Source organism: Exiguobacterium sp. FSL W8-0210 (assembly GCF_038006045.1).
In the GTDB taxonomy this organism is placed as follows: domain Bacteria; phylum Bacillota; class Bacilli; order Exiguobacteriales; family Exiguobacteriaceae; genus Exiguobacterium_A.
In genome coordinates this window covers 431,946-458,441 of record NZ_JBBOUK010000001.1, presented here as the reverse complement: position 1 = coordinate 458,441, position 26,496 = coordinate 431,946, and the positions used below count along the sequence as shown (strand labels likewise).

At 48.8% G+C, this 26,496-nt stretch carries 28 protein-coding genes and 2 riboswitches; of the genes, 15 read left to right on the top strand and 13 right to left on the bottom strand.

The genetic code is table 11. The annotated features are described in order from the left end of the window. Positions 1-37: 37 nt before the first annotated feature. The 8 genes from MKY22_RS02460 to mtnK all read right to left on the bottom strand — a co-directional run bounded on the left by MKY22_RS02460 (position 38) and on the right by mtnK (position 10,319). Positions 38-2,110 carry a transglutaminase family protein gene (locus MKY22_RS02460; RefSeq protein ID WP_341086372.1) on the bottom strand — a complete coding sequence of 691 codons (2,073 nt, stop codon included), beginning with the start codon at positions 2,108-2,110 and terminating at the stop codon, positions 38-40. Further along, positions 2,107-3,189, bottom strand: a complete 1,083-nt coding sequence (locus tag MKY22_RS02455) for a DUF58 domain-containing protein (RefSeq protein ID WP_290777980.1) — start codon at positions 3,187-3,189, stop codon at positions 2,107-2,109. Before MKY22_RS02455 ends, MKY22_RS02460 begins: the two co-directional genes overlap by 4 nt. Next, positions 3,186-4,142, bottom strand: a complete 957-nt coding sequence (locus MKY22_RS02450; protein WP_035410946.1) for an AAA family ATPase — start codon at positions 4,140-4,142, stop codon at positions 3,186-3,188. Before MKY22_RS02450 ends, MKY22_RS02455 begins: the two co-directional genes overlap by 4 nt. Positions 4,143-4,506: 364 nt before the next feature. Beyond that, positions 4,507-5,511 (bottom strand): ABC transporter permease, encoded by a 1,005-nt coding sequence (locus MKY22_RS02445; RefSeq protein ID WP_029340729.1) that lies wholly within the window; start codon positions 5,509-5,511, stop codon positions 4,507-4,509. Further along, the gene (locus tag MKY22_RS02440) at positions 5,508-7,016 is read right to left on the bottom strand and encodes a sugar ABC transporter ATP-binding protein (protein ID WP_341086364.1); all 1,509 of its coding nucleotides are present in this window, start codon (positions 7,014-7,016) and stop codon (positions 5,508-5,510) included. The genes MKY22_RS02445 and MKY22_RS02440 overlap by 4 nt, the downstream gene beginning before the upstream one ends. Next, on the bottom strand, positions 7,013-8,095 hold the full coding sequence (locus MKY22_RS02435; protein ID WP_029340727.1) for a sugar ABC transporter substrate-binding protein: 1,083 nt from the start codon (positions 8,093-8,095) through the stop codon (positions 7,013-7,015). Before MKY22_RS02435 ends, MKY22_RS02440 begins: the two co-directional genes overlap by 4 nt. Before the next feature lie 11 nt (positions 8,096-8,106). Next, entirely contained in the window at positions 8,107-9,156 is a 1,050-nt protein-coding gene (gene mtnA / locus MKY22_RS02430; protein ID WP_341086361.1) for an S-methyl-5-thioribose-1-phosphate isomerase, read from the bottom strand. Beyond that, positions 9,153-10,319, bottom strand: a complete 1,167-nt coding sequence (mtnK, locus tag MKY22_RS02425; protein WP_341086359.1) for an S-methyl-5-thioribose kinase — start codon at positions 10,317-10,319, stop codon at positions 9,153-9,155. Before mtnK ends, mtnA begins: the two co-directional genes overlap by 4 nt. 78 nt (positions 10,320-10,397) lie before the next feature. Further along, a riboswitch (SAM riboswitch) is annotated at positions 10,398-10,501 on the bottom strand. A gap of 204 nt (positions 10,502-10,705) precedes the next feature. Further along, a riboswitch (SAM riboswitch) is annotated at positions 10,706-10,807 on the top strand. A gap of 70 nt (positions 10,808-10,877) precedes the next feature. Between mtnK and MKY22_RS02420 the strand changes: the two genes are divergently transcribed. From MKY22_RS02420 to MKY22_RS02395, 6 genes are all read left to right on the top strand, one after another. Then, entirely contained in the window at positions 10,878-12,068 is a 1,191-nt protein-coding gene (locus MKY22_RS02420; protein WP_058714038.1) for a 2,3-diketo-5-methylthiopentyl-1-phosphate enolase, read from the top strand. Further along, entirely contained in the window at positions 12,065-12,724 is a 660-nt protein-coding gene (locus MKY22_RS02415; protein ID WP_058714037.1) for a 2-hydroxy-3-keto-5-methylthiopentenyl-1-phosphate phosphatase, read from the top strand. Before MKY22_RS02420 ends, MKY22_RS02415 begins: the two co-directional genes overlap by 4 nt. Continuing rightward, positions 12,721-13,341 (top strand): methylthioribulose 1-phosphate dehydratase, encoded by a 621-nt coding sequence (locus MKY22_RS02410; RefSeq protein WP_341086353.1) that lies wholly within the window; start codon positions 12,721-12,723, stop codon positions 13,339-13,341. The genes MKY22_RS02415 and MKY22_RS02410 overlap by 4 nt, the downstream gene beginning before the upstream one ends. Positions 13,342-13,357: 16 nt before the next feature. Continuing rightward, positions 13,358-13,894, top strand: a complete 537-nt coding sequence (locus tag MKY22_RS02405) for a 1,2-dihydroxy-3-keto-5-methylthiopentene dioxygenase (RefSeq protein WP_023467032.1) — start codon at positions 13,358-13,360, stop codon at positions 13,892-13,894. A 123-nt stretch (positions 13,895-14,017) separates the two neighbouring features. Next, on the top strand, positions 14,018-14,506 hold the full coding sequence (locus MKY22_RS02400; protein WP_029340721.1) for an arsinothricin resistance N-acetyltransferase ArsN1 family A: 489 nt from the start codon (positions 14,018-14,020) through the stop codon (positions 14,504-14,506). A gap of 60 nt (positions 14,507-14,566) precedes the next feature. After that, entirely contained in the window at positions 14,567-15,322 is a 756-nt protein-coding gene (locus tag MKY22_RS02395; protein ID WP_341086347.1) for an MBL fold metallo-hydrolase, read from the top strand. Between the two features lie 68 nt (positions 15,323-15,390). Here MKY22_RS02395 and MKY22_RS02390 read toward each other — a convergent pair whose 3' ends face one another. After that, the gene (locus tag MKY22_RS02390) at positions 15,391-16,029 is read right to left on the bottom strand and encodes a pentapeptide repeat-containing protein (protein WP_223041296.1); all 639 of its coding nucleotides are present in this window, start codon (positions 16,027-16,029) and stop codon (positions 15,391-15,393) included. A gap of 175 nt (positions 16,030-16,204) precedes the next feature. Between MKY22_RS02390 and MKY22_RS02385 the strand changes: the two genes are divergently transcribed. The 8 genes from MKY22_RS02385 (at position 16,205) to MKY22_RS02350 (ending at position 22,756) form a co-directional block, all read left to right on the top strand. Then, positions 16,205-17,527, top strand: coding sequence for a Y-family DNA polymerase (locus MKY22_RS02385; RefSeq protein ID WP_341086344.1), 1,323 nt, complete (start codon positions 16,205-16,207; stop codon positions 17,525-17,527). Next, the gene (locus MKY22_RS02380; RefSeq protein WP_023467027.1) at positions 17,511-17,840 is read left to right on the top strand and encodes a YolD-like family protein; all 330 of its coding nucleotides are present in this window, start codon (positions 17,511-17,513) and stop codon (positions 17,838-17,840) included. The genes MKY22_RS02385 and MKY22_RS02380 overlap by 17 nt, the downstream gene beginning before the upstream one ends. Positions 17,841-17,891: 51 nt before the next feature. Further along, positions 17,892-18,704 carry a ZIP family metal transporter gene (locus MKY22_RS02375; RefSeq protein WP_290778010.1) on the top strand — a complete coding sequence of 271 codons (813 nt, stop codon included), beginning with the start codon at positions 17,892-17,894 and terminating at the stop codon, positions 18,702-18,704. Positions 18,705-19,061: 357 nt separating this feature from the next. After that, the gene (locus tag MKY22_RS02370) at positions 19,062-19,898 is read left to right on the top strand and encodes an undecaprenyl-diphosphate phosphatase (RefSeq protein ID WP_341086336.1); all 837 of its coding nucleotides are present in this window, start codon (positions 19,062-19,064) and stop codon (positions 19,896-19,898) included. Positions 19,899-20,005: 107 nt separating this feature from the next. Next, positions 20,006-20,599, top strand: coding sequence for a LemA family protein (locus MKY22_RS02365; protein ID WP_058705206.1), 594 nt, complete (start codon positions 20,006-20,008; stop codon positions 20,597-20,599). Further along, the gene (locus MKY22_RS02360; protein WP_023467022.1) at positions 20,596-21,333 is read left to right on the top strand and encodes a TPM domain-containing protein; all 738 of its coding nucleotides are present in this window, start codon (positions 20,596-20,598) and stop codon (positions 21,331-21,333) included. The genes MKY22_RS02365 and MKY22_RS02360 overlap by 4 nt, the downstream gene beginning before the upstream one ends. Positions 21,334-21,351: 18 nt before the next feature. After that, positions 21,352-21,615 (top strand): DUF1294 domain-containing protein, encoded by a 264-nt coding sequence (locus MKY22_RS02355; RefSeq protein WP_445298364.1) that lies wholly within the window; start codon positions 21,352-21,354, stop codon positions 21,613-21,615. Between the two features lie 178 nt (positions 21,616-21,793). After that, positions 21,794-22,756 carry an EAL domain-containing protein gene (locus MKY22_RS02350; protein WP_341086332.1) on the top strand — a complete coding sequence of 321 codons (963 nt, stop codon included), beginning with the start codon at positions 21,794-21,796 and terminating at the stop codon, positions 22,754-22,756. A gap of 54 nt (positions 22,757-22,810) precedes the next feature. On the opposite strand, the gene MKY22_RS02345 is transcribed toward MKY22_RS02350, so the two are convergent. Continuing rightward, positions 22,811-23,836, bottom strand: coding sequence for an iron-containing alcohol dehydrogenase family protein (locus MKY22_RS02345; RefSeq protein ID WP_341086331.1), 1,026 nt, complete (start codon positions 23,834-23,836; stop codon positions 22,811-22,813). Positions 23,837-23,968: 132 nt separating this feature from the next. Here MKY22_RS02345 and MKY22_RS02340 point away from each other — a divergent pair, with 132 nt between their 5' ends. Continuing rightward, positions 23,969-24,784 (top strand): aldo/keto reductase, encoded by an 816-nt coding sequence (locus tag MKY22_RS02340; protein ID WP_214856053.1) that lies wholly within the window; start codon positions 23,969-23,971, stop codon positions 24,782-24,784. A gap of 111 nt (positions 24,785-24,895) precedes the next feature. Here the strand turns inward: MKY22_RS02340 and MKY22_RS02335 are convergent, their stop codons facing one another. The 3 genes from MKY22_RS02335 to MKY22_RS02325 all read right to left on the bottom strand — a co-directional run bounded on the left by MKY22_RS02335 (position 24,896) and on the right by MKY22_RS02325 (position 26,411). Continuing rightward, positions 24,896-25,639 (bottom strand): general stress protein, encoded by a 744-nt coding sequence (locus MKY22_RS02335; RefSeq protein ID WP_341086329.1) that lies wholly within the window; start codon positions 25,637-25,639, stop codon positions 24,896-24,898. Between the two features lie 128 nt (positions 25,640-25,767). Beyond that, the gene (locus MKY22_RS02330) at positions 25,768-26,085 is read right to left on the bottom strand and encodes a DMT family transporter (RefSeq protein WP_023467016.1); all 318 of its coding nucleotides are present in this window, start codon (positions 26,083-26,085) and stop codon (positions 25,768-25,770) included. Beyond that, a complete protein-coding gene (locus MKY22_RS02325; RefSeq protein WP_341086324.1) occupies positions 26,082-26,411 on the bottom strand; it encodes a DMT family transporter in 330 nt (109 codons plus the stop codon). Before MKY22_RS02325 ends, MKY22_RS02330 begins: the two co-directional genes overlap by 4 nt. Positions 26,412-26,496: the final 85 nt, after the last annotated feature.

The following is a 26,496-nucleotide window of genomic DNA, read 5'->3' as shown; positions in this document are numbered from 1 at the left end:
ACGTTGTTCCCATTGTACCTGTATCGTTTCGTAAATATCAACCCTCTACATGACGAATGATATTTTCGAAATATTCACGTTTTTTCTCAGCCGACAATGATTCTCCACCATAAACCATCCGCTCGTAAGCATCCGTCAACGGTCGCATCGCGTACGTCTCGTAGTACCCATCGACTTCGTACGCCAGTTCCGCAAGCGTCCGACCATCTTGATAATGGAATCCTTTTTTATCAAGACGTCGCAAGAGGTAGCGATACATCCGGCGGAATCCTTCTGGTCGCTCGATTTGTCTCCGGAAGAAGAGAATCGCGAGTGTTCGAATGATTGGTTTTCGGAACAGGTAGAGGAACAAGAGAGCGAGTGCCGTCAGGAAGATTGGCCAAAACGGAATTAACTTCTGCTCCGTCTGTCCGGCGCTAGTCGTCTGTTCTTCGTCGAGAAGATTTTCCTGCGGACGATTTGGTGTCGTCGTCTCTGTATTATTTTCTGTTTCGCGTTGTGGATTTGTTTGCTCCGTCTCGTTGTTCGTTTCTCGGTCAATCGTATATTGACCTGCTCCGTCGAAGCTAACAGTCGGCTCAAGCGGTATCCAGCCTGGTCCTTCAATGTAGACTTCGACCCACGAGTGGGCATTTTTATTTCGTACCGTATAACTGGTCACGGCGGATCCGATGACATCGGATTCGCCTCCCGTGAACCCTTTTACCCAGCGTGCGGGTAATCCAGCTGCCCGAAGCAACACAGCGGCGGACGTCGAGAAGTTATCACAGTATCCGAGCTTCGTTTCGAACAGGAATTGATCGACGTAATCTTGATTTTCTCCTGGTACGGCGACTTCCTCCGTATTATATTCGAAGTTTTCTTCTTCGAAATAGTTTTCAATCGCTCGCGCCTTGTCCCACGGTGTCTCCTCACCCTCGACGATTTGTTCCGCTAAATCACGAACTCGTTGTGGTAAACCTTCCGGCAGTTGGAGATACCGTTCTGTTTCTCTATCCGATAAATTGACGGGTTCATCTGTCTGGAGCTGTTCTTCCGTAAAGAGTGGGTACGAATAGTCGATTCGATAGTTTCGTTGACGATCCGCCTCGTCGAGATACGAAATTTTTTGATTCTCGAGGTCAACCAACACATTTTGTCGTTGCTGATTCACTTCGACCCTTACATTGTCACCGTTATATGGCACGAATGGTAATTCACGTGCCATCTCAAACGTTGCCGTCTCATTTCTTGTCTTGACCTCTTTTCCGAAATGCGAGAAGAAACCACGCGCATCGATTTCCGGATTCGATTCCGACAGCACCCACCCCTTGCCGGTATAGATATCTTTCGTCTCGACTCGCCAGTAGCGGTTCCCTTCACTTTCGACTTGGAAAACTTCTCGATCGTCCATCTGAAACGGTCCACCGAGTTGCTCATCATTGTTACCGTATCCGACCTTCTGAATCGCATTTGTCGGCTCTCCTTCCCCTTCAAGACCAGACGTCAAATCGTACCAACTGTCTTGCCATGTCGCATTGATGACAGGACTTTGGACAGCAGCGACGATGACAGCACCCATGATGAATAAAGCACTTAGCGGACGAACGTAAGAAGCGCGCGGTCGTTCGTTAACTTCCGTCGCATAGAGTAATAATAAAGATAGAATGATCGGATAGAGAATGAACGTCTCTCCCGAATAATCCGTCCACGTATCGCAATAGGCGATAAATCCGATGACACCGAAGGCAAGGCCAAACACAAATCCGCGATTCGGGAATGTCCGCCGTGCTAAATAAGCGATCAAGAAACTGATTAGTCCGATCGAGAGTGCAAAGGCTGGTCGTCCCGGTAACTCACCATTGATGACACTTTGAACATCTGAGCTGATTTCCGTAAAGATGCCCCACGGTGCTGCTCCCGGCGTCAAAATCAAGTAGAACGACAATAGTAGCCCCGCGAGACTGCCAAGTAAGAAGTAACGTCGCGCGAGAGGCGATAACAGTAAAGGCAGGAACAGCATCGGTAAGAAGGACCAAAGATGCTCGAATGTAGTCAGTTCGAGAAGTGGTGGCATGAAACAAGTCAAAAGGGCTGCTGCGATGGCGTTCCAGATTAATCGTCGTATCATCGCACTCCCCTCCGTTCTGGTGTATAGACATGAACGGTGGCTTCTTGATTAATCTTCGAAATCCATAGTTCATTGTTCGATTCAAGATCCGGTGTGATGAAGAGGACGTTCCCGCTCAATCGAAGCGCCTTAGACGAATACTCCCATGACTCGATGAACGTTCGCGTCCGACTCGGTTGCGCCGTCATCAGGTAATGCGTCAGTTTCGCTCCTTCAAGTGGTAACGACAATGATTGAACGGCATGCCCGACGAGATGGATCCGATAGCTCAGTCGTCGTTTGTTCAACTGATCCGTCGTTTCTGCGAGCATCGAGATGACACGTTCGAAGGCTTCACCTGCCTCCGTTCCCTCATCAAAGACGATCGTCGTCTCCCGTTCTTGCTCTCGTTCGAACGTCTTCGTCATCAACCCTTGGCGTTTCGCTGTCGCTTTCCAGTCAATCTGATTCATCCGATCCCCACTGACGTATTCCCGGACCCCGACGACGGTAAAGGACGACTGGCGAAGATCAAGTGACACCGGTGAGATTCCCCCATCGCCACGGTCTTCCTCATGGGGAAGCTGAACGGCAAGTCGTGCCGGTTCGATCGCAAGATACGTCTCGACCGGAAACATCCGCTTCCGCTTGAATAACCCGAATGGATCCGTGATTTCGACGATACAGCCTGGAATCTGATACACCCCTCGACGAATCGATGGTATCGTGTAATCGATTTGCTCCGTCTTCCGGTAATGGGCTCGGAGTGGACGGCTAATATCGAGTTTTTCTTCACTGAGTTCGTTCGGAATCACCTCCGTCACTTCGACGGCTCCGACGAGAAACGGAAAACGTCGACGAACCCGTAAGGAAACCGGGATATCGGTTCCAGCAACGAGCATCTTGTTCGATACTTCGCGTGTCGCAAGTGCCTGCGTGACGGGCCAAATGAGGAAGAGAGTCCAGTAGACGGTCAAACCAGCCATGACGTAAAACAGCAAGGAAGCGACATTTCCGCCATCAACGCGCGCATATGCCCATAAGGCTGCCGTCGTCAAAAGTAATACAGCGTAACGCCAACCAATTTGCCACTTCGTCATAGGGACTCCACGTCTTGTTGGATGGGTACAGCAACCTCTTTTTTGATCTGTTCCAAAATCCGTTCCGACGATTGACCGTGATAACGCGCATCCGCTGTCAAAATCAGGCGGTGTGACAGGACTGGAATCAAGAGATGTTTAACATCATCCGGCAAAACGAAACTGCGTCCTTCCATGTACGCCCACGCTTGCGCGACCTTCATCAAGGCGATCGAAGAACGAGGACTCGCACCGAGGTAGAGTGATCCATTCGTCCGTGTCGCTTGGACGAGATGGACGATATATTTTTTGACGGGCTGTGAGACATGGACGTTCTTGACGTCTTCTTTCATCTGGAGCAATTGCTCGCGACCAATCACAGCTTCGAGTGTTTCGATCGGTTCATCCCGTTCAAAACGCGTGAGCAACTTCATTTCTTGCTGGAAATCAGGATAACCCATTTTGACTTTGACGAGGAAACGGTCAAGTTGTGCTTCTGGTAACGGGTACGTTCCTTCATGTTCAATCGGGTTTTGTGTCGCCATGACGAAAAAGGGATTCGGAAGCGTATGAATCTCACCATCGACGGTGACGTTCGCTTCCGCCATTCCCTCGAGTAAGGCAGATTGAGTTTTTGGTGATGTTCGGTTGATCTCATCGGCTAAGACGATGTTCCCCATTAAAGGACCCGGTCTATATTCGAATTGGCTAGTTTTCTGGTTATACATCGATACACCCGTCAAATCTGACGGAAGTAGGTCTGGCGTGAACTGAACACGTTTGAAGGTCAACCCGATCGATCGGCTGAACGCACGGACGAGCATCGTCTTCCCGACTCCCGGTACGTCTTCTAATAGGACGTGACCGCCCGCTAGTAGTGCTGCCAATGATTGTGTGATGACATCTTCCTTACCGATGATGACTTTCTCTACGTTGTCGATAATCGCTTGAATCTCCTTAGTGTATGTTCGCATTGTCAGGCCCCTTGCTCTCATAGTAGTTGAATTTTCTGACTTTTTATATCATCTCATATTCCGCTATGCTTTTAAAGAAATACGAGCAGTTTCAAGCACGTGAAAAAGGGGGAACGCCGTAGCGTTTCCCCTTATTTGTTTCAGGAACGAACACATGCCGTAATCCGTTCTTGAATCGTGCAGTTGCACGTAAAACACGAATACATCCGTGTCAATGGACAACGTTCGTCAAGTCCGGTGATCCTCTTCTTTCAGAAGCGACATGCGATCGTTCCCTCTACATTGGTAATCATTCATGTGCATCACCATCCTTTCATATATTGAATATTACCGAATATGTTATAAATGAAACGTCGAATTTTAATTATTTTTTCCGATACCGCGCATAGGTCGTCGCGAGTGCGACCGCAAGGACCAGCCCTTTGATGATATTCAACGAATAGTATGGAACAGACAACATGACAAGACCATTTTCAAGAATCCCGACGAGACAAGCCCCAACGAGTGTGCCAAGCGCATTCGGCTTCCCTTGTCCTGCGAACGACGAGCCGATGAATGCGGCTGCGACCGCTGGCATCAGATAACCGGAACCGGCATTGATTTGTGACGATCCGACTTGTGACGCAAGCAAAATCCCACCGACCGCCGCAAGTAACCCAGCAATCAGATACGCGAGTGCCCGGTAGCGGTTGACACGAATTCCTGTCAGTCGTGCGGCTTCCGGATTCCCGCCGATGATATAGAGAAAACGACCGTGTCGCGTATGGCTTAAGAAGACGTGTGTCACAGCGACGACGACGAGCATGATGACGATGATCCAAGGTGCCTGGCTGATTTTCGCGAATGCCTCCGGAATCGTGCCGACTGTTGGTGTACCGTCCAAGCGCGGCATTCCGGCACTGATTGAACCACCACCGGTATACGTCATCGCGACACCTTCGACGATGAACATCGTCGCAAGCGTCGCAAACAAATCCGGAATCTTAAACCAGACGATGAGTAAGATGTTCACCAGAGCAACGCTAAGAGATAAGAGAAGTGCTAAACCAATCGAGACACCGAGCGGTAGACTGTACCAGACGAAGAACGAGACGACGAAAGAACTCGCAAGCGTCGCGGTCGACCCGACCGATAAATCAAATCCATTGACCGTCAAAGAGACCGTCAAGCCGATCGCGATAATCGTCACGATGGAGATACTTCGTAAAATATTAATTAAATTCGTCCCTTGTAGGAATGTTGGAGCCGTCGTCGCAAAAAACAGGACGAGGGCAAGGATCGCGAGGACGATCCCCCAGTCGTTCAAGAATCCGAGGACAGGACGTAAACCCTTCCCTCGGTTCGTTTGTTTTGATACTACCTCATTCATCGTTGCCCTCCTCCTGTCGCATACCACAACAAGGTTTCTTCTGATGTATCCGCCGTCTTCGTTTCATGGACGATCCGTCCATCGAACATGACGTAGATTCGGTCCGTGACGGTCAAAAGTTCATCCCATTCACTCGTCGCGTAAAGGATCCCTTTTTGTTGTTGCGCGAGTCCGTCAATCAGACGATAGATATCTTGTTTGGCTCCGACGTCGACACCTTTTGTCGGTTCGTCCAAGACGAGTACAGAAACATCGGTCAGTAACCATTTTCCGATGGCGACTTTTTGTTGATTCCCACCGGATAGTTGACCTACTTCCTGTTTCACGTCTGCCACTTTAATGCCCAGCTCCTTGACCCATTGCGATGCCTGATCTGCTTCTTTGCGACGATCCATCAGCCCCCAGCGGTTGACGAAATCATGAGCTGCCGCTGCTGTTAGGTTTTCTGCGACAGAATCGGCAACAAGAATTCCTTCTTTTCGTCGTTCTTCTGGAACGAGACCGATTCCCGCTTGAATCGCAGCTTGTGGATTGCGAAGGCGATGGGCTTTTCCACCTATCCGAACCTCCCCTTCCTGAAACGGGCGATCACCGAACAATGCTTTGCATAATTCCGTTTTACCGGCACCGACAAGACCCGCGATACCAACGACTTCACCTGCTTGAACCGTCAAGGAGATATCGTGGACGTCCGCATTCGTAGCACTCTCGACGGTCAATACGTTCGTTGCATTTACCCGTGACGTTTTCGCAACAGACGTAAGCTGACGCCCGAGCATCTGCTCAACGACAGCTTCCTTCGTGATGTCTGTCAAAAGATGTCGTGAGATGAGTTGACCGTCGCGCATGACCGAGATGGAGTCGCAAATCTCATATAGTTCCTGTAAACGATGCGAGATGAAGATGATCCCAAGCCCTCGTTCGGCTAAACGACGCACGACTGAAAAGAGATGGCTTGTTTCCGCCTGACTGAGAGGTGCCGTTGGTTCATCTAAAATCAAAAAACGGCGTTCTTGGACGAGGGCGCGAGCAATCAGTACGAGTTGCTTTTCAGCAAGCCGCAACTCCTCGACACGTGTCTTGACGGAAATATCCGCCTGTAATGTCGCTAACGCTTCCTTGGCACGCTGTATGTAACGGCGTTGGGATACGAAGCCAGTCATCGTTCCGTCCGTCAACAGATCGAGACAGATATTCTCAGCGACCGTCAAATACGGGACAAGCGCCACATCGACCTCTTGTTGGACAAGGTCGATTCCAATCTGTTTCGCGTCACGTGGTGATGTGATGGACAACTCCTTCCCGTCGAGACAGATCGTTCCTTCGTCCGCCGTTTCCGCTCCGAATAAGACTTTCATCAACGTCGACTTACCGGCACCATTCGCACCGACAAGCGCGTGGATTTCACCGGATTTCACTTCAAACGAGACTTGTTTTAAGGCTTGCACTCCTGGAAACGCCAGTGAAATCCCGGTCATCTTCAAGTGATGATTGGTAGACGTCATTGTTTTTTATGGACGTCACGCAACCGGTCCATCCACGGTTCATTGAATTTGTCCGATGTACTCCATCCTTTGATGATCGTATCGAGATTGTACATCGTCGTATCCTGCTTCAACGCCTTCTGCTCCACGAGTTTCGCGTCGAGATCAAAGCTGTCTGGTGTCTTCTCGCCAGCGATTTTCTTAGCCAGTAATCGCATGTCCGTTTGTCCAATCAAGAATGGATCCACCGCACTCGTCGAGACCCAGTTACTGCCTTTTTCACGCATCAGGTTGATATCCTGATTCGAGACATCGATCGAGATTAGCGGGATTTCTTGACGTTTATTATCCTTGAGCGATTTGTAAGCCCCTTTTGCGACTTCGTCCCACGCTCCCCAAACCGCATCGATGCTTCCTTTCGGATATTTCGCGAGAATCGCATTCATCTTCGTTGCAATATCCCCTTGGACATCTTGGAAGTTTGTCGGTCCAACCGTCTCAAGCGTTTTGATCTTACCGTCTGCTTCGTACGTCTTATAGATTTCCTGACGACGATCGAGCGGGGCAAAACCTGGTCCGAACCAAAGTTTGATGACACGGACCGGCTTTTTGTCCGTCACCTTCGTCACTTCATCAAGCGATAGCTTCGCGAGTTGATGATCGTTTTGGAATGTTTCCGTCACACCTTTTAACGCCGTTCCTTTTTTCTTCGTGACCGTATCGAACGTCACGACCTTCAGCCCTTTGTCGACCGCTGGTTTAATCATGTCATAGGCGTAGTCTTCCTTACCATGCGAGATGATGAGCCCATCATAATCTTGCTGAATCGCTTGCGCGACAAGCTCCTTGAACTTGACGTCGTTACCTTCCGAAATGAACGTGCTGACTTTAAAGCCAAGCGCTTCGCCTTCACTTCGTGCGCCATCAAGGAATTGTTTCGTATGATCATCCGATGCTAGGTTGCGGATGACGGCGATCTTGACGTCCGATTGAACCCCTTTTGGTACATCCTTGACGACCTTCGTCGTCGTGGCTTCTCCATTCGCACAAGCCGCTAGTAACAGTGCCGGTGCTAGGACGGCGTAAGCTAGTTTCTTCATGACATATCTCCTTATCCGAGGGGTTGAAGCCCTGTTAATTGTTCAATCGTTTCTTCATTCGGTTGCGTGATGACACCAAGTTCGGTGATGATGCCCGTGATGAATGTGTGTGGTGTGACATCAAACGCCGGATTGAAGACAGCGACGCCTTCCGGTGCTGTCGCGACACCTTGGACAGTCGTCACTTCTTGCGGATCACGTTCTTCGATTTCGATCGCGTCTCCGGAAACGAGCGAGAAGTCGAACGTCGAGAGCGGTGCTGCGACGTAAAACGGAATACCAAAAGCTTGCGCGAGCAATGCCAATTGGAACGTCCCAATTTTATTCGCGGTATCTCCGTTTCGTGTAATGCGGTCGGCACCGACGATGATCGCATCGATCTGTTTTTCTTTCAGCGTATGGGCGACCATGTTGTCCGTAATTAACGTGACATCGATGCCGGCACGTTGTAGCTCCCATGTCGTCAGTCGTGCTCCCTGCAGTAATGGTCGCGTCTCACTCGCAAAAACAGATAATTCAATGCCGCGTTCTTTTGCGATATAGAACGGCGCAAGTGCTGTTCCATAAGCAGCGGTCGCAATCGATCCAGCATTACAGATCGTTAGGATCCGGTTGCCTGACTGGAACAATTCCAGTGCATGAATCCCGATTTGACGTGACGTCTGCGCATCCTGGTCGTATAAGGCAATCGTCCGCTGCTCGAGCCGTTCGCGGATCTCTTCTACCGACGTCCCGTCTTGAATGATTGGATTCAATTGATCAAGGACATTTCGTAAGTTAACAGCCGTCGGTCGTGTCGCGAGTAACGTCGCTGATGTCTCAAGCAAAATCTGCTTATAGATCGACAGTTCTGCTTCAAACCGGTACGCCTCTTGAACGAGTACGAATCCGCCAAATAAACTGATCGCAGGCGCCCCTCGGACGCGCAGTTGTTTAATCGCTTCGACCGCTTGTGCAAGATCGGTAATGACTTCATAGTGTTCTTCCTGCGGTAGACGTGTCTGATCGAGAATCGTCAAGACACGGTCTTCATAACGAATACTTTGAACGAATGTACTCATCGGCTAAGTTCCTCCGTTACGTCGAAGTTTCGTAAATCATCAAATGTCCGGCACTCGGTCCGACGTTTGATTAACGCCGATCCTAAACGTAAAGCATGTTGTTTTCGTTCTAGTCGTTCCGTCATAGAACTAATCGTTTCTAAATCAGCGACCGGTGCGAGTCCGATCGTCCGACGAATCAGTTCGCAACCGGCAAAGCCGAGTGCATCCTGTAGAATCGTGCTCAGTACATCGTCGACGAGTCCCGATGTCCGGAATGGTTCGACGGCTTCGCGTTCCCATAAGGCGCGGAACGTCGAAGCGAACGTCAGCCAGAACGTATCGATGTCGCGAATCCGGGCATCACGAAGTGCTGAATAATCCGGGTATGCTGCAAAGAATAAGTGGGCGATGAACTGTCCGACATCGAATCCGAATGGACCATAAAAGGCGAATTCTGGATCGATGACTTTCGTTTCCGTTGCCGAAGCAAAGATGCTTCCTGTATGTAGATCGCCGTGTAGCAACGCATCTCCTTTTGTGATGAAAAGCGCTTCGAGTTTTGCGACTTCGCGTTTCAACTCATCGTCCGCCCACAGACGTGCCACCTCTTCTTCAAGCCCGGCTTCAATCTCGTTCGTCTCCGCGTCATGGAACGGATCCGTGAAGATTAATTTTTCCGTGATGTCGCACAAGTCCGGATTGTAGTACGTTCGGGCGACACGTTTTTTTTCAACCGGACCAAGCGCAAAGTCCGATGTATGGAATAAAGTCCGAGCGAGATAAGAACCAATATGTTCCGCAAGCAACGGATACTGTTCACCTGCGAGTAAACCGCTTCGAACGATTGTCAGATGTGAAAGATCTTCCATGACCGTATACGCCTCGTCGTGACTAGCATGAAAGACACGCGGTACGAACGGCACGGCATGCCGGGCGAATTCACGGAGTGCGGATTGCTCGATCCACGCCCGCTCGAGTGATAGTGGCCAGCTCTCACCGACGACTTTCGCGTACGGGAGTGCTTGTTTTAGAATCAAGCGATGTTCGCCTTCTCGAATCCGAAAGACGAGGTTGAGGTTCCCGTCGCCAATCTCTTCTGCTTCGACGGCTCCATCGCCGATCAGTCCTAATGTCCGAACACGATCAATCGCGTCCTGTTCTGTGAATGCTTTATATGTCATCTCAGTTTCCCCCTATGTGATACACGAAAAAGCGCCTCTTTTCGTCATCGAAAAGAGGCGCAGGAAAGTCACTGCGTCCTCTTATCTCTCAGACGAAACGTCTGTTGGATGTAGCACCGTGCCAAGTGGTCGGTTGCTGCGGCGTCATCGGGCCAATTCCCTCTGCCAACTCGCGATAAGAGTCGTATGTAGTTGTCGTGTGTGATATTGATTTGAATCTTACGCAATCGACTTCCTCGCTGTCAAATCGAAATCAAGCAGAAACGGACATCATTTTTAAGTCATCTATAGAAAGAGTATTTTCAAAAAAATAAATTTTCTAAAAAAGTTTGACAAGTCACGATTCTCATGTAAAAATTGCAATTAGATTTCACAATTTCATCCAATTCTTATCAAGAGCAGACGGAGGGACAAGCCCTACGATGTCGCAGCAACCGACCTTTTGGCACGGTGCTAATTCTTGCAGCTACTAAGCTGACAGATAAGAGTCCACGTTCGAATCATTCATGGTCTCTTGTCGCTGACGAGAGACCATTTTTTTGTTGAAGGAGGAAAGACATGGCTTATATCACTGCTACTTATCAATTGACTGCCCGTGATCGACTCGAGCAACGCGCTGAACAACTCGCGCTTGGTCTGACAGTCGGTTCTTGGACGGAACTGAATCATCTCGAACAACAACAACTCGCCTCGTTCAAAGGGGAAGTCGTACATACCGAAGAGCGCGATGGTAAAGGCTATATCACGATTCGTTACCCGGAACACAATGTATCGCGCGACTTTTCTGCGATTCTGACGACCGTCTTCGGGAAACTCTCACTCGACGGTGAAATCAAATTAACGGAATTGCTACTACCCGATACATTTACGTCGGACTTTCCAGGTGCGAAATTCGGGATCGAAGGGGTCCGTTCCTTGATCGGTGTCGAAGATCGCCCATTATTAATGAGCATCTTCAAAGGAGTCATCGGACGCGATTTATCGTTCCTTCGTGATCAACTCGAAGGACAACTCGCTGGTGGGATTGATCTCGTCAAAGACGATGAGATCCTATACGACAATCCGTTGACACCGACGATTGACCGGGCACGGATCGGACGTGAGGTCATCGATGCTCACTTCCAACGGACCGGTAAACGTGCGTTATATGCGATCACACTCAGTGGTCCCGTCTTTACGCTCAAGGATCAAGCCAAGCGATTGATTGATGCTGGAGCGACTGCTTTCTTGCTGAATACCTTCACATACGGACTCGACGTCTTACGCGAACTGGCGAGTGATCCGGAAATCAACGTTCCGATCTTCAATCATCCGGCATATAGCGGTGCGTTGATTGCTAGCCCGAATCACGGAGTCGCAGCTCCTGTCTTACTCGGCACTTTACCGCGTGCTGCTGGAGCAGACTTGACGCTATTCCCGTCTCCTTACGGCAATGTCGCTTTGCCAAAGGATGTCGCTCGTGGTATCGCGGTCGAAGCGACCCGTCTTGGTCAGACGAAATCGATCTTCCCGGTTCCTTCAGCCGGTATTCATCCTGGACTCGTCGCTCAACTCGTACGGGACTTCGGGATCGATTCCGTCATCAACGCTGGCGGCGGCGTACATGGTCATCCGCAAGGTGCTGCGGCTGGTGTCATCGCTTTCCGTCAGGCACTCGATGCGGCACTCGCAAATGAATCCCTATCGACGGCAGCATCGCGTCATGAAGAATTACGAATCGCCCTCGACGCTTGGGGGATCAAGTCATGACCGTACGGATTCTTTGTGACTTCGACGGTACTGTGACGACGCAAGATAACATCATCGCACTCATGCAGGCATTTGCGCCAGCGAGTGACTTCGAACCGTTGAAACACGGCGTACTCGACCGGACGTTATCGATTCAGAGTGGTGTCGGGCAAATGTTCGCACTTCTGCCGTCTGACGGAAAAACAGCCTATCTTGACTTTTTGTTGGAGCGTGCGGTCATTCGCGACGGATTTTCGGAGTTACTGCAGTACAGTCGTCGTCAAGGCATCGATTTTTCGATCGTCAGCGGTGGAATGGACTTTTTCGTCGAACCAATCTTAGCGCCATTCCTCGACCAAGAACAGATTTACTGTAACGTCGCCGATTTCAGTGGTCCATTCGTCCATATCGATTGGCCAAACGCCTGCGATGCCCATTGCACGAACGGGTGCGGCTGTTGTAAAACGTCCGTTGCCCGGACACTACGTAAAGACGGTGACGTCATCATCGTCATCGGTGACTCGGTGACGGACTTCGAACTCGCAAAACAAGCGGATCGTGTCTATGCCCGTGATTATCTGATCACGTTGTGTGAAGAGAATGATATCGCCTATACACCTTTTGAGACGTTCCACGATATCGTTCATGATTTAACACGAGCGGAGGTGACAACATGACATTCATGCGACGGTATGAAGAGCTACGCGCCATCAAACAAGAGCTTGCGGCGCGCGATTGGTTCCCTGGTACGAGTGGTAACCTCGCCATTCGGACGTCTGCTATTCCGATTGAATTTCTTGTGACAGCAAGCGGGAAAGATAAGCGACAGACGACTCCTGACGACTTCGTTCATGTCGATGCGACCGGTCAATTGATCGGTGAGCAATCCGGGCGTCCTTCCGCTGAGACATTACTCCATGTCAAAGTGTTCAATCGAACGGACGCCGGTTGTTCCCTGCATGTCCATACGATTGCGAACAATGTGATTTCGGAACTCTATGGCGATCAAGGCAGTATCACCTTTTCCGGTCAAGAAATCATCAAGGCACTCGGACACTGGGAAGAGGATGCGACGGTCACGGTACCGATCATTCCGAATCATGCGGACATTCCGACGCTTGCCGCTGCTTTTGCACCTCATGTCACAGCAGACAGTGGTGCTGTCCTGATCCGCAATCACGGGATCACGGTCTGGGCACCGACCGCCTTTGAAGCAAAGAAACACCTCGAAGCCTTCGAGTTTTTATTCAATTACACGTTGACGTTGCAATCATGCCGTCAATCCACTCATTAAAAGGAGGAATCATCTCATGGCAACAGTCTTATTCCAAGAAACAAACACACGGTATACGGATCAAACGGAAGTCGCTGACTTCCTCGCGTCACGCGGCGTTCTTTACGAACAGTGGGACGTTTCGAAACTTCCAGCGCCTCTCGTTGAAAACTTCACACTGACGGATGCAGACAAACAAACGATTCTCGATACGTTCGCTCCAGAAATCAAAGACGTATCAGAACGTCGTGGGTATCAGACAGCTGACATCATCTCACTTTCGGATACGACACCGAACCTTGATGAGTTGCTCGTCAACTTCCAGAAAGAACATCACCATACGGATGATGAAGTTCGTTTCATCGTCAGCGGTCATGGCGTCTTCGCGATCAAAGACGAAGAAGTCGGCTACTATAACATCGAACTCAATCCTGGTGATTTGATTTCCGTTCCTGTTAACACACGCCACTACTTTACGCTTCAAGACGATCGTAAAGTCGTTGCTGTTCGGATCTTCGTCACGACAGACGGCTGGGTTCCGATTTATGAAAACGAGACGTCAACGGTCTCTTAAGAACGATATAATCGCTGATTTCCTTTATGTGAAGGAAATCAGCGCTTTTCTTATCGCACAAACATATCACTACATTGACACGTAACCGATATAATGAAGGAAAAGCGATGAGGAAGTGAGCGTATGCATATTCGTCCCGTAACGGAACACGACTTACCAGCGATTCTCGCCATCTATAACGAAGGCATCGAAGATCGAATCGCAACGCTTGAGACCGACCAAAAGGACTTATCCTTCATGACCCAGTGGTATGCAGAACGCACCGATCGATATGCCGGATATGTCGCTGAAGATGACACAGGTGTCCTCGGCTTCATTTCCCTCGATCCGTATAATCCGCGTCCTGTCTACGCATCCGTCGGTGAGATTTCGGTTTATATCACCCGGACTCATCGTGGACAAGGGATTGGCACACGTTTGCTTGAAACGGCTGAGCAACACGCCCGTGATCATCAGATGCATAAACTCATTCTCTTCACCTTCCCATTCAATAAAATCGGACAAAAACTCTATATCCGCTCTGGATTCCGGATCGTCGGAACGTTTAAGGAGCAAGGACAGTTGAACGGTGAATATGTCGACGTCATGGCGATGGAGAAACGCTTGCGATAGGATTCATTGAATGCCAGACGGGGAATAGTCAATCCGAGTCATTGAGAGAGGATGAACCTAATGGATATTCAACAAATTCGTAATGCAACACTCGTTGTCACGTATGCCAATCAAGTCTTACTAATTGATCCGTTCCTCGGCGAAAAAAGCAGCTTGCCTCCCTTCGGTCAAACACCAAATGCCGTCGCCAATCCACTCGTCGACTTACCGGTCGATGTCAACACACTGCTCGATCCTGACGCCATCTTCGTCACGCATCTGCATGCCGATCATTTCGATGATGCTGCTAAACAACTTCTACCCAAGCATTTGCCACTCTATGCGCAGCAAGAAGAAGACGCCCAGCACATCCGAGAAGCCGGCTTCACGAACGTCTCTTCCTTCGATTCTGGTGTAACGATCGGTGATATCCAGGTCCATCGAACAGGTGGACAGCATGGTGTCGGTGAAATCGGCGAACGGATGGGACGTGTGTCTGGGCTCGTCCTCACCCATCCGGACGAACCAACACTTTATATCGCCGGTGATACGATTTGGTGCGACGAGGTCGCGCATGCAATCGAACAACATACACCCGATATCATCGTCGTCAACAGTGGCGCCGCCCAGTTCTTGACCGGAGAGCCGATTACGATGTCACAGCGTGATCTCCTTGCCGTACACGAAGCGGCGGCGGAAGCGACGATCATCGTCTCGCACCTCGAGTCCGTCAACCACTGTCTCTTGCGACGTGATATGATTGCTGACTTTTTAGCCGCCTTCCACCTTTCTGCCCATTTCCTGATTCCAGAGGATGGCGAAACGATGTCATTTTAAGAACAGTAACCTTCACTAAAAAGAAGTCCTGCTTTTCGAGTAACAATCGAAAGCAGGACTTCTTTTTGTTATGGAATGACAAGACCTAACAAGCGAGCAAAGGCGACTGCTTGCTCTTCCGTAATGACAGCGCCTGGTAAAAATCGCGGATCGATCGTAATACCAGAGAGTTCCGTCTGCCGGAGGTCAAGACCTTTTAACGGTGTTTCAATCCATTGACTATCCGTAAGCCGGACCGCTTCGAGTTTCCAATGGGTCGGCTTCACTTCGAAGAACTGTGCTTCTTTCATCGTCGTTTCGCTCCAGTGTTGATGACGGACCGTACTGCGAATGAACTGTACGTAATCCGCAAGCCCTTCCTGAATCGTTAAATGGTCCAGCGTACAATCTTCGAACTGAACACCCGTCATCCGGCATCCGGCGAAGGACACACGGTGAAAACGAGTTTCTTGGAAGTGACATCCGGTTAAGTCGCATTGCTCAAAACGAATATCTTCGAACGAACCACGGTCAAAGGTAAGATTCGCGAACGAGACATTTTGAAAACACACTTGATAGGCATCGATGCGTTCTGTCAGTTCACTCGGCATCGACTCTTTCTCATAACGCGCTCCTTTCAGATACGGGTCATCGATTTCGACTTGATCGAACGTCTCTGACTGAAGTGTCTTCGGTAATTCTGGTAAACGGATAACGGTCTCTTTCAATGAAGGTTCCCCCTTTTTTCTCTCCCTTAGTGTACCAAACTCTTTTTATATGAGGAGAAATCGTTCGAATTCCTCTTTTTTCAACAGTTTTTATTTTGAGACACTTTGAGACCATGCTATAGTCAAGGAAAATCAAATAAGAACATACGTTCTTTTATGTAAAGGAGTGATTCAGATGTTTCCTTCCGTCGTTTTACCACAAGATAAACGTATTTTTTGCGTCGACAGTGTGTCCTTCTACGCCAGCTGTGAATGCCAGTATCGCAATCTCCCACCCTTGACGACACGCCTAGCGGTCGTCTCCGATTTAAAACAAAGCGGGTCCGTTATTCTCGCTGCCACCCCTGCCTTAAAAGCACTTGGAATCAAGACAGCCGGTCGATTATATGAAATCGAGCAATTGCCATACGCTGTTCGTCGTACGATTCGACTTGTCGAACCACGTATGCTCGCTTATATGAAGACGTCGATTCGTGTCCTGGATGTCCTGCACCAATTCGCCCCACCTGAAGCCATCCGCGTCTATTCAATTGACGAAAGCTTCATTAACATGACCGGAACCGATCGCCTATTTGGTTCCGACCTGCAAGCTGCCCTCAAAATTAAAGAAGCAATCCTGAAACAGACCGGCATCCACGTCCGCATCGGGATTGGTCCAAATAACGTCATCGCGAAACTGACGCTTGATTTAATCGGGAAAAAAGAAGGCATCGCGCGATGTGGATATGCTGATGTCGCACGACGTCTTCATGATTTTCCGATTCGAAAGATGTGGGGAGTTGGACATCGCATGGAACAACATCTGCAGATGTTGGGGATTGAAACGATCGGTGATCTTGCCATGCGCCCCGTTGAAGAGTTACACGAACGCTTCGGTGTCATCGGTGCCGAACTGTGGCATCACGCTTGGGGACTCGACGCGTCACCGACACTGCTTCCCCCACGTCATCTGTTCGAGAAAGCTCCTCAACGGACGATTGGACACGGTGTGACCTTAATGCAGGACTATTATCAGTTCGAACGCATCCGGAATGTGCTCAATGAACTGGTACAGGATGTTGCCGCACGTTGTCGCTTTTCGAATCAAGTCGGCTGGACCGTTCACATCGGTGTCCGTTATTCTCGAAACGTCGTCCGAAGTGGTTTCTCCCGTCAAGTACGGTTGCCTTATCCGACATCCGATGAACGCATCATTTTGCGTCACGTCTTACAATTATTCGAACCGAATTGGCTCGATGGGGAACCTGTTCGATTTTTATCCGTCGCAGTGGGGCATTTGACTGCCGATCAAGGCATTTTACAGTTGTCTTTGTTCGAGGATAATGCGCGGCTCTGGAAACGGCGACGGTTATTAAAAGCAATGGATGTCGTCAACATTCGCTACGGAAAAGGAACGATTCGCCTCGCTGTCTCGTTTCTTGATACGAGTGTCGCCAAACGTCGCCTTCGTTTTGTCGGCGGTCATCCGGGAGGTGATCGTCATGACAGCGTATCGTGATCGGGGAAATTTAAAATGGATTCCTTTTCTCATGCCAGAACATTTGCAATTGCTGCGGGAATACTATGTCCAGATGCATCAGCTCGACTTGCCTGAAATTGATGAACAGCTACAAGAATCATGGCACTTTCTGCTCCAAGAAGCTTTAATAGAAGGAAACGAACTTGAAATCACGTATTATAAGGAAAGTAGCTACGTGACGGTCGTCGGTTTCGTCGAACGACTAGAACCCGAACGTTCCGTTCTCTTTCTGCGCGGACGTGAAGTCATTGAAATTCCCTTCACACGAATCGTCCGGATCGAAAACGGGTAAGCTCTCATACAGATGGATGCTTTAAATCGTGCCCGGAAAGAAGGAATAGTCATGTTGGATTGGTTTACTTCCCTCCCCGTCGTCGTGCAAGCATTGCTTGCCGGAATGATGACTTGGGGGTTAACCGCACTTGGTGCGGCACTCGTTTTCGTCTTTACGACGATTGAAAAACGCGTCATGAACATGATGCTCGGTTTTGCTGCCGGCGTCATGATTGCCGCGTCGTTTTGGTCGTTGCTTGCTCCTGCGATCGAGTTCACAGAGCAAGATGGTGGAATCGCTTGGATTCCTGCCGCCATCGGTTTTCTCGCTGGTGGATTTTTCGTTCGTCTACTCGACTTCGTCACACCGCATTTGCACTTATCTGCATCACTCGAAACAGCGGAAGGTCCTTCGACAGGACTCAAGAAAACGACGTTATTATTTCTTGCGATCACGTTGCATAATATTCCCGAAGGTCTTGCGATTGGTGTCGCTTTTGGTGCCGCCGCCTTGAACATGGACGGGGCGACCGTCGCCGGTGCCTTGACGCTTGCACTCGGTATCGGGATTCAAAACATGCCGGAGGGGGCTGCCCTGTCGATTCCATTACGTGGCGAAGGCATGTCGCGTCGGCGCGCCTTCCATTACGGTCAATTGTCAGCAATCGTTGAACCGATTGCCGCGATGGTCGGAGCAGCTGCCGTCTTCTTCGTTCAACCGCTTCTACCGTATGCGTTATCGTTTGCTGCCGGAGCGATGATTTTCGTCGTCGTCGAAGAATTGATTCCGGAATCACAAGCAGAGAACGGATCCGATTTAGCAACACTTGGTCTGATGGTCGGTTTTACGGTCATGATGATTCTTGACGTCGCTTTAGGATGAGCCCGTTTCAAAACGAGTAGTGGACGATATCGTCTCCTGCTCGTTTTTCTATTTATAAATTTAGGCATATTCTAATAAAACCGTCCGATTTGAAGTTTTTCTGACCTTGTGTCTTAACAGAAAGATTTCCCTTTCCTTCATGCTGTTTTAGTATGAATGGAAATGATCGAATTTCCTGATCTATTCGATGACATCTAAATCCATCTATTATCTTATTCAAACAAATTTAAATCGGACAACGCGTCTTACACGTCCGATCGTCTCTCAGACCTGCGCCCGATATTCCAATTAGTTCTATCTCACAAGAATAAAACATGATATGTTTTTAACTAGCACATCATATAGAAGGAGATTATCATGACAATCATTGAACTTTTAAAAGCGCTCTTACTTGGTTTCGTCGAAGGGATGACGGAATTTGCACCAGTCTCTTCCACAGGTCACATGATCATCGTCGATGACATGTGGTTGCAAACTACCGATTTTCTCGGTAAATATTCGGCGAACACCTTTAAAATCGTCATTCAGCTCGGATCGATTCTTGCGGTCGTCGTCGTCTTTTGGAAACGCCTCTTCAGCTTGATCGGTTTGTATAAGATTGAAGGCGAACATGACGCATCAGGGACACACAAGTTAAAGCTACGTCACGTCTTGATCGGTCTTCTACCAGCAGCTGTTCTCGGATTGTTATTCGAAGATTTCATCGATGAGAACCTCTTCTCGATTGAAACGGTCATCATCGGTCTTGCTGTCGGTGCCCTCTTGATGATCGCAGCTGATAAATTCGGACCAAAGGAACCAAAAACGACATCGCTTGATCAGATTACATATCGCCAAGCAGCACTCGTCGGTCTGTTCCAATGTATTTCCCTTTGGCCTGGCTTCTCCCGTTCTGGTTCAACGATTTCCGGAGGGGTCTTCCTCGGGATGAATCACCGGACGGCAGCTGACTTTACGTTCATCATGGCTGTACCGATCATGTTCGGTGCTAGTTTCCTTTCGCTCGTTAAGAACTGGGATAACATTCAACCGAACCACTTCGCATTCTATGCTGTCGGTTTCGTTGCGTCGTTCGTGTTTGCCCTCTTATCGATTCGCTTCTTCTTGAAGCTGATCAACAAGATCAAACTCGTTCCGTTCGCCATCTACCGTCTTGTCTTAGCGGCTATCTTAGCTGTCATCGTCTACATGTAAGTTCAAACCGTTAGCTATTTTAGCTGACGGTTTTTCATTTTTTTGAAACTAATTCAGTCGCTTAAGGGTATATAGGGATGAGACATAATTAAAGGAGTGAATGCCACATGGCACGCAGAAGTCGGAGTAGATCAAAACTCCCATTAATCATCGGAGTCGTTATTGTTGCCGTGATTGCCTTTTTAGCAATCGGACAATACAATAGCCTCGTCAATGTAGAAGAAGATGTATCGAATAAATGGTCGCAAGTCGACAACCAAATCAAGCGTCGTGCGGATTTAATTCCGAACCTCGTTGAAACCGTTAAAGGTGTCGCGGGTCAAGAAGAAAAAGTCTACGGTAAAGTCGCAGAAGCCCAAGCTGGTCTTGCACGTGCTGCGTCAACCGAGCAACGCATTGAAGCTGACCAACAAGTCACGTCTTCGCTTCGCGGATTGATTGCCTTGCAGACGACTTATCCAGAACTAAAATCAAGCGAACGGTTCCAATCCTTGATGGACACGCTGGAAGGAACAGAAAATCGTCTCGGGATCGCCCGCAAGGATTACAATGATGCTGTAACCCTCTACAACAAAAAACGTCGGAGTTTCCCAACGACACTCTACGCATCCGCCTTCGGATTCGAGAAAAAACCATATTACGAGATTTCAGACAGCGACCGGGAAAATCCGACCGTCGACTTTAACAGTGATTCGAAATGATTCGGCGGTGGACGCGACTTCTATTGAGCGCGTTCCTCGTCTTCTTCCTCTTCGTTCCAACAGCTAGTGCCGTTTCAGAACGAACGGGAGCAGCCTTCTTCATTCAGGATGATGCTCAGCTGCTCACCCCTTCGGAAGAAGCCGAACTCGCGCAACTCGGTCAGGAACTCGAACAATATACGACGGCACAAGTCGTTCTCAAGACGGTTCCCGATTTAAAGGGACAGGATTTAAGCTCTTACGCCAATGAAACGTTCCGGCGCCAAGGCATCGGTCAAGAAGGAAAAGACAATGGTGTTCTTGTCGTCGTCGCTCCGAACGAAAAGGATCGCCAATTCCGGATCGAGGTCGGTTATAAACTCGAAGGGATTTTGACAGACATCACAGCCGGACGTATTCTCGATCAGTATGCGGTTCCTTACAAGGAAAACGGTGAGTATGGAAAAGCAGCATCCGAAACATATAAAGCGGTCGTCAGTGTCATTTCAAAGGACCAGTCGCTTGAGTCACAGGATCCTCCGAAAACACAAAATGACGACGGACTTCCGCTTTGGACGAAGATTCTGATTGGTGCTGGATTACTGATCTTATTGTTCCTCGATATGAAGTTCACCGGTGGTATGTTCTTCTTCGCGATTTTGAACATCTTCTCCGCGATCATGCGTGGCGGCGGTGGAAATGGTGGCAGTCGTGGTGGTGGCGGAAGTTCCGGCGGTGGTGGTGCCGAACGGTAGAAAAGGAGTCGTTTTTTCATGAGGATCATCTTAGGGTATTACCTCCTCCTGACACTCATCGGATTTGTCTCGATGTGGCAGGATAAACATCGAGCGCAACAACATGCTTACCGAACACCCGAAGCGACACTATTGACGATTGCTTTCCTCGGTGGTGCGCTCGGTTCTTGGATCGGTATGTACACAGTTCGGCACAAGACACGGAAAGCGAAGTTCCAATGGCTCGTTCCAATAGCCGCTGTCTTGCATCTCACTTTCTGGTTTGTTTACACTTCACAATGAAAGAATGTGACCGATAGAGGAGAGAACGTACGGAATTGTGTCCGTCGTTCCCTTCTCTTTTTTGTATGAGGTCAATGATTATGAAGAACAGGTTTAATTCTTTTTCTCTTAGGGTAAAGAATTTAACCAATTTAATAAATACATTTTTTTTGATGTACTGAGAGGTGGACATCCCTTTATGTGGCATCCTTGCGCCGAATGTACGACATCAATCCGTTTTGTTGAAGCGGGAGCACTCCATATTCAATCACCAACGCCAGAAATCTATTCCTATCAATCGTTCGAACAGCTCGAACAGCTACTGACATCGCTCTTACGTGTAGCGGATTATCCGGTGTCGTGTCGCGCCACACAATCGCGTTACGTGACAGCACCCATCCTAGCTTCAGAACTTCTAGAGCAACTGAAGCATCGGTTTGCGATTGATTTCATCCAGCATGGGGTCATGACGAGTCATTTACAGCCGATTTATGATATCCAGCGCAACGTGCTCGTCGCGAACGAAGCCTTATTGCGAGCAGCAGATGATAACACGCCTATCTCGCCTGGTGTCTTGTTTTCGACGGCCTCGAAGATGGGACTTCATTCCCGTCTTGATCAGCGGGCGCGTGAAGAAGCCATCCGTGCGACGCATCATATCGGTGGCACAACAAAAACGTTCATCAACTTTCTCCCTTCGACGATCTATAATCCGGAGTACTGCCTGCGCCATACGTTTGAGATCGTCGAACGTTATCAAGTCGATCCGAGTCGGCTCGTCTTCGAAGTCGTCGAAACGGAAAAAATTGAAGACGTCAACCATTTGAAACACGTCTTCGAACAGTATAAAAAGCAAGGCATTCAAGTAGCACTGGACGATGTCGGCGCTGGTTTCTCGACACTCGATATGTTGTCCTTACTTCAACCGGATTATATTAAAATTGATCGTTCCTTCATCGATCACTGCGATACGAACTCAGAAAACGAAGCCTTTTTACGAAAAGCCCGCCATCTGACACGAGAAATGGGGATTCAAATCTTAGCGGAAGGCATCGAACGGCAAGAAGAACTCGATCTTTGCCGCGAACTCGGCTTCGATCTTGGTCAAGGATACCTACTCGGTCGCCCAGCTCCTTATGCTCGCTTTGCGAAAGCACAATAAAAAGACGCACATGGACCGTTTGATGATTATTCGGCACATGTGCGTCTTTTTATGTTAAGTCGTTGAAACGAAAACCGTCTCGTTCCGTGTAATAGCATCCACTAGTTGTTCCACTGACACGATCGGACGCAACAGACGACACAGTTCCTCTTTCGATGTCCGTAAAGCAAGTGTTTCGACGACATCGAGCGATAATGCGAAGTCTGCGAGTGCCGTCGGCTGTTCTTGTGCAAGAAGATAGTCACGCAACTCTTCATAATCATCATCATGTCCGAGCAGCTTCTCTTGGACGAGTAACCCGTAACCGACCTTACTCCCATGTAAGAACGCATGTGTTTCTGGATAAGGAGATAATGCGTTATGTACCGCGTGTCCGATTGCACCGCGTGTCGCCGCATCACCAAAACCTCCAATGCTTCCAGCTAATGGAATGACGGTCTCGACGAGGTATTGGATTTCAGCTGGATATTCACGAAAACGCCCTTCTGTCACATTCGTCGACAAAATGAGGTCCTTGCATCGCTCAGCTGTCCGGAGTGCCGTCTCGATGACGGGATCGCTTGCTGTAGATCCACTCAAGGCACGTGCTTCATACCATTTTGCTAGCGTATCGACGAGTCCGGCGACAAAATAATCATACGGACTCGTTGCGATGATACGATGATCGAGTAAAAGAGCTTCAATCACGACAGGAAACGTGTCAAATCGAATATACTGTCCCTGTTCGTTATACATGACACTGAGCGGAGTCCACGGGGCACAGTTCGAGACAATCGTCGGAATGACGATGACAGGACGTTGTAATTGAAACGCGACCTGTTTTGCCGTATCGATGACACTCCCACCTCCGAGTGCGAGAATCACATCATACGGAGCACATACTTGTTTGAAGAATGCCACCTGTTGATCCGTACAATGTCCTTCAAATAAAAAGCGGGGAACATCCGGTAAAGCAAAAGCAGCTGCTTCGTAGGCTTGACGTCCATGAATCAGGACTGCTGAACGATCACCTATCACTTCTTCGAGTTGATCGAGTGCGTGTTGCTCATGTATGTATTGTAAAACAGCTTGTCGAATCACAGGATCGCCTCCTAATATTTGTTATCGCTCAGTATACGCAAAAGAACTCACTTCGGCAATCATTCGATTTTTACAGGAGGAGCGCGTACACTAGAAAAGAGAAGAATTTACTACAAAGGAGTCGATGAATCGATGCAACAGATTACGTTAAATAACGGCATCAGCATGCCCCAACTCGGATATGGTGTCTTTAAAGTACCGGAAGAAGAAGTATATGAAGCGGTCAGTGAAGCACTCCGCGCCGGGTATCGTTCAATCGATACGGCGATGATTTACGAGAACGAAGAAGGTGTCGGTCGCGCGCTGCGTGACTCGGGCATTCCCCGAGAAGAGATCTTTCTAACGACGAAAGTCTGGAATTCCGATCACGGATATGAAGAGACACTTGCCGCTTTCGAGACGAGTCTGCAAAAGCTTGGTGTCGATTACGTCGATTTGTACCTGATTCATTGGCCGATGCCAAAAGAGGATCGTTATGTCGAGACATGGCGGGCACTCGAACATCTCTATGCAGAAGGAAAGACGCGTGCCATCGGTGTTTCGAACTTCCATATTCCGCACTTGGAACGAATTTTAGCCGAAGGATCAATCGTTCCTGCCGTCAATCAGATTGAACTCCATCCGTTCCTTAGCCAAGAAGCGATCCGAGACTTTTGCCGCAAGCACGGTATCGTCGTTGAAGCTTGGAGTCCGTTGATGAAAGGACGCGACGCGTTAACGCATCCGGTCATCGTCGATATCGCCGATCGTCATCAGAAAACGCCAGCTCAAGTCGTCCTCCGTTGGCACTTGCAACACGATATCGTCGCGATTCCGAAATCTGTCACGCCAAGCCGCATTCGCGAAAATCTTGATGTCTTCGACTTCAGCTTGTCAGACGCTGATATGCAAGCCATCGATCAATTGAACGCCAACGTGCGTACAGGATCAAATCCGGATCATAAATAAGACGAGACGATTCTCGTTTAATCTCCATACAAAAAGAAGGTACCTTTCGGAATTGTTCCGGAAGGTACCTTCTTTGATGATGACCCTGATGCGTGATTCTAATCTATTATTTTAGCGGTCTAAATTATTTCCATGGTCTTGCTTGGCGATGTCATCCGATTGATGTTTCGATTGACGATGTTCTTCGCCGTCTTGCGTTGCATCATGTTCTTTTTCCTCGCGTTCTGTTTCCGGCCGGCGGAAATCGTCATCCCGACGCATCGCGATGTCCGGTTCCCGGTTTCCGTCGAGTTTTTTTGAATGATCGATTGCCTGATCGTCTTGCGGCATCTTATCCGTACCGGCACGGTGCAAATCAATCTCTGCATGCTCTTCCTTCGAATCTTTATCAACATCAAGCGGATTACCGGAGCCGAGCTGTGCATTGGAGTTCGCATCTGATGACGTATGCGTCTCTTCGCCACTACCATAACGGACTTTTACGTCAGGATGCGTATTGTCTGTATTTAAATGTGGATCGAACTGGATGTCTTGGACTTCAAGTAACAGAACGAAGCCCCCACCTTCGACTTCCGTTTTGCGTTGTTCGATTTCATTGTCTGATAGATCAAGTGACCCGAACAGATCATCGACTTCTTGATCACGACCTTTGTTCCCACGAATCCGATCAATCCAAGACGGTTTCGTCGTCGCGATTTCTGCGTCCATTTGGCTACGGACGAGTGCGATGTTCGACTTCTCCTTGACGATGACGTAGAAGTCTTCCTCCCGGTGTCCTTGAATGTGCAGTTCGTCCATTTTTGAAATCAATTCTTCCTCTGAATAGAACGTTCCGATATATTGTTTTGTTTTCATGGATGTTCTCCCCTTATTAACACGATTTGTCATGCGTGACTTCTATAAGGAGTATTTCCTCTTTTGCGTTAAAATATGCCAAAAAATATGCGTTCCGTTAAAACGTCATCTGTTTGACATGTAAACAATCATTCGCCGACGAGTTTCAGACCAATCGTCGCACTTAAGACGAGACCGATACAAACCAGTCGCTTCCAGTCTTTTGATTCGTTATAGAGCACCATGCTGAGAATCGCACCGCCCGCTGCTCCGATTCCCGTCCATACCGCATACGCCGTTCCCATCGGTAAACCATTCATCGCAAGCGTTAAGAATAGGAAACTGAGTCCGAATCCGGTTCCCATCAACAGTAGATTCTTCGCATTCTTATTTTGATTGAACGTATTGATCAAGACGACACCAAACATCTCAAAGATTCCGGCAATGATTAAATAAATCCAACTCATGCTGATTTCTCCTCTCCACTGACTAACTTCAGACCGATGACGCCGACGAGTAAGACAACAATCAATGCTAATTTCATCACGGAAGCGGCTTGATCGAACAAGACGATATCCGTCACGACCGTTCCTGCTGTTCCGAGACCGACGAAGACAGCATAGACCGTTCCGACTGGTAAATGGTTACTCGCTTTAATTAGCACGGTAAAGCTAACGATGATACAGACGATCGTTGCAGCCCACTCAAGTGGTGTTGCCGCATGTTTTAATCCGATGACCCAGCCCACTTCAAAACATGATGCGACGATGATGCCAATCCAATACTTTGCCATAGTAATTGCCTCCTGATAGGTAAATTCAAATGAAAAAACCCGGGAGTAAGCGAGACGATTCGCTTTACTCCCGGGCTTTTATCCC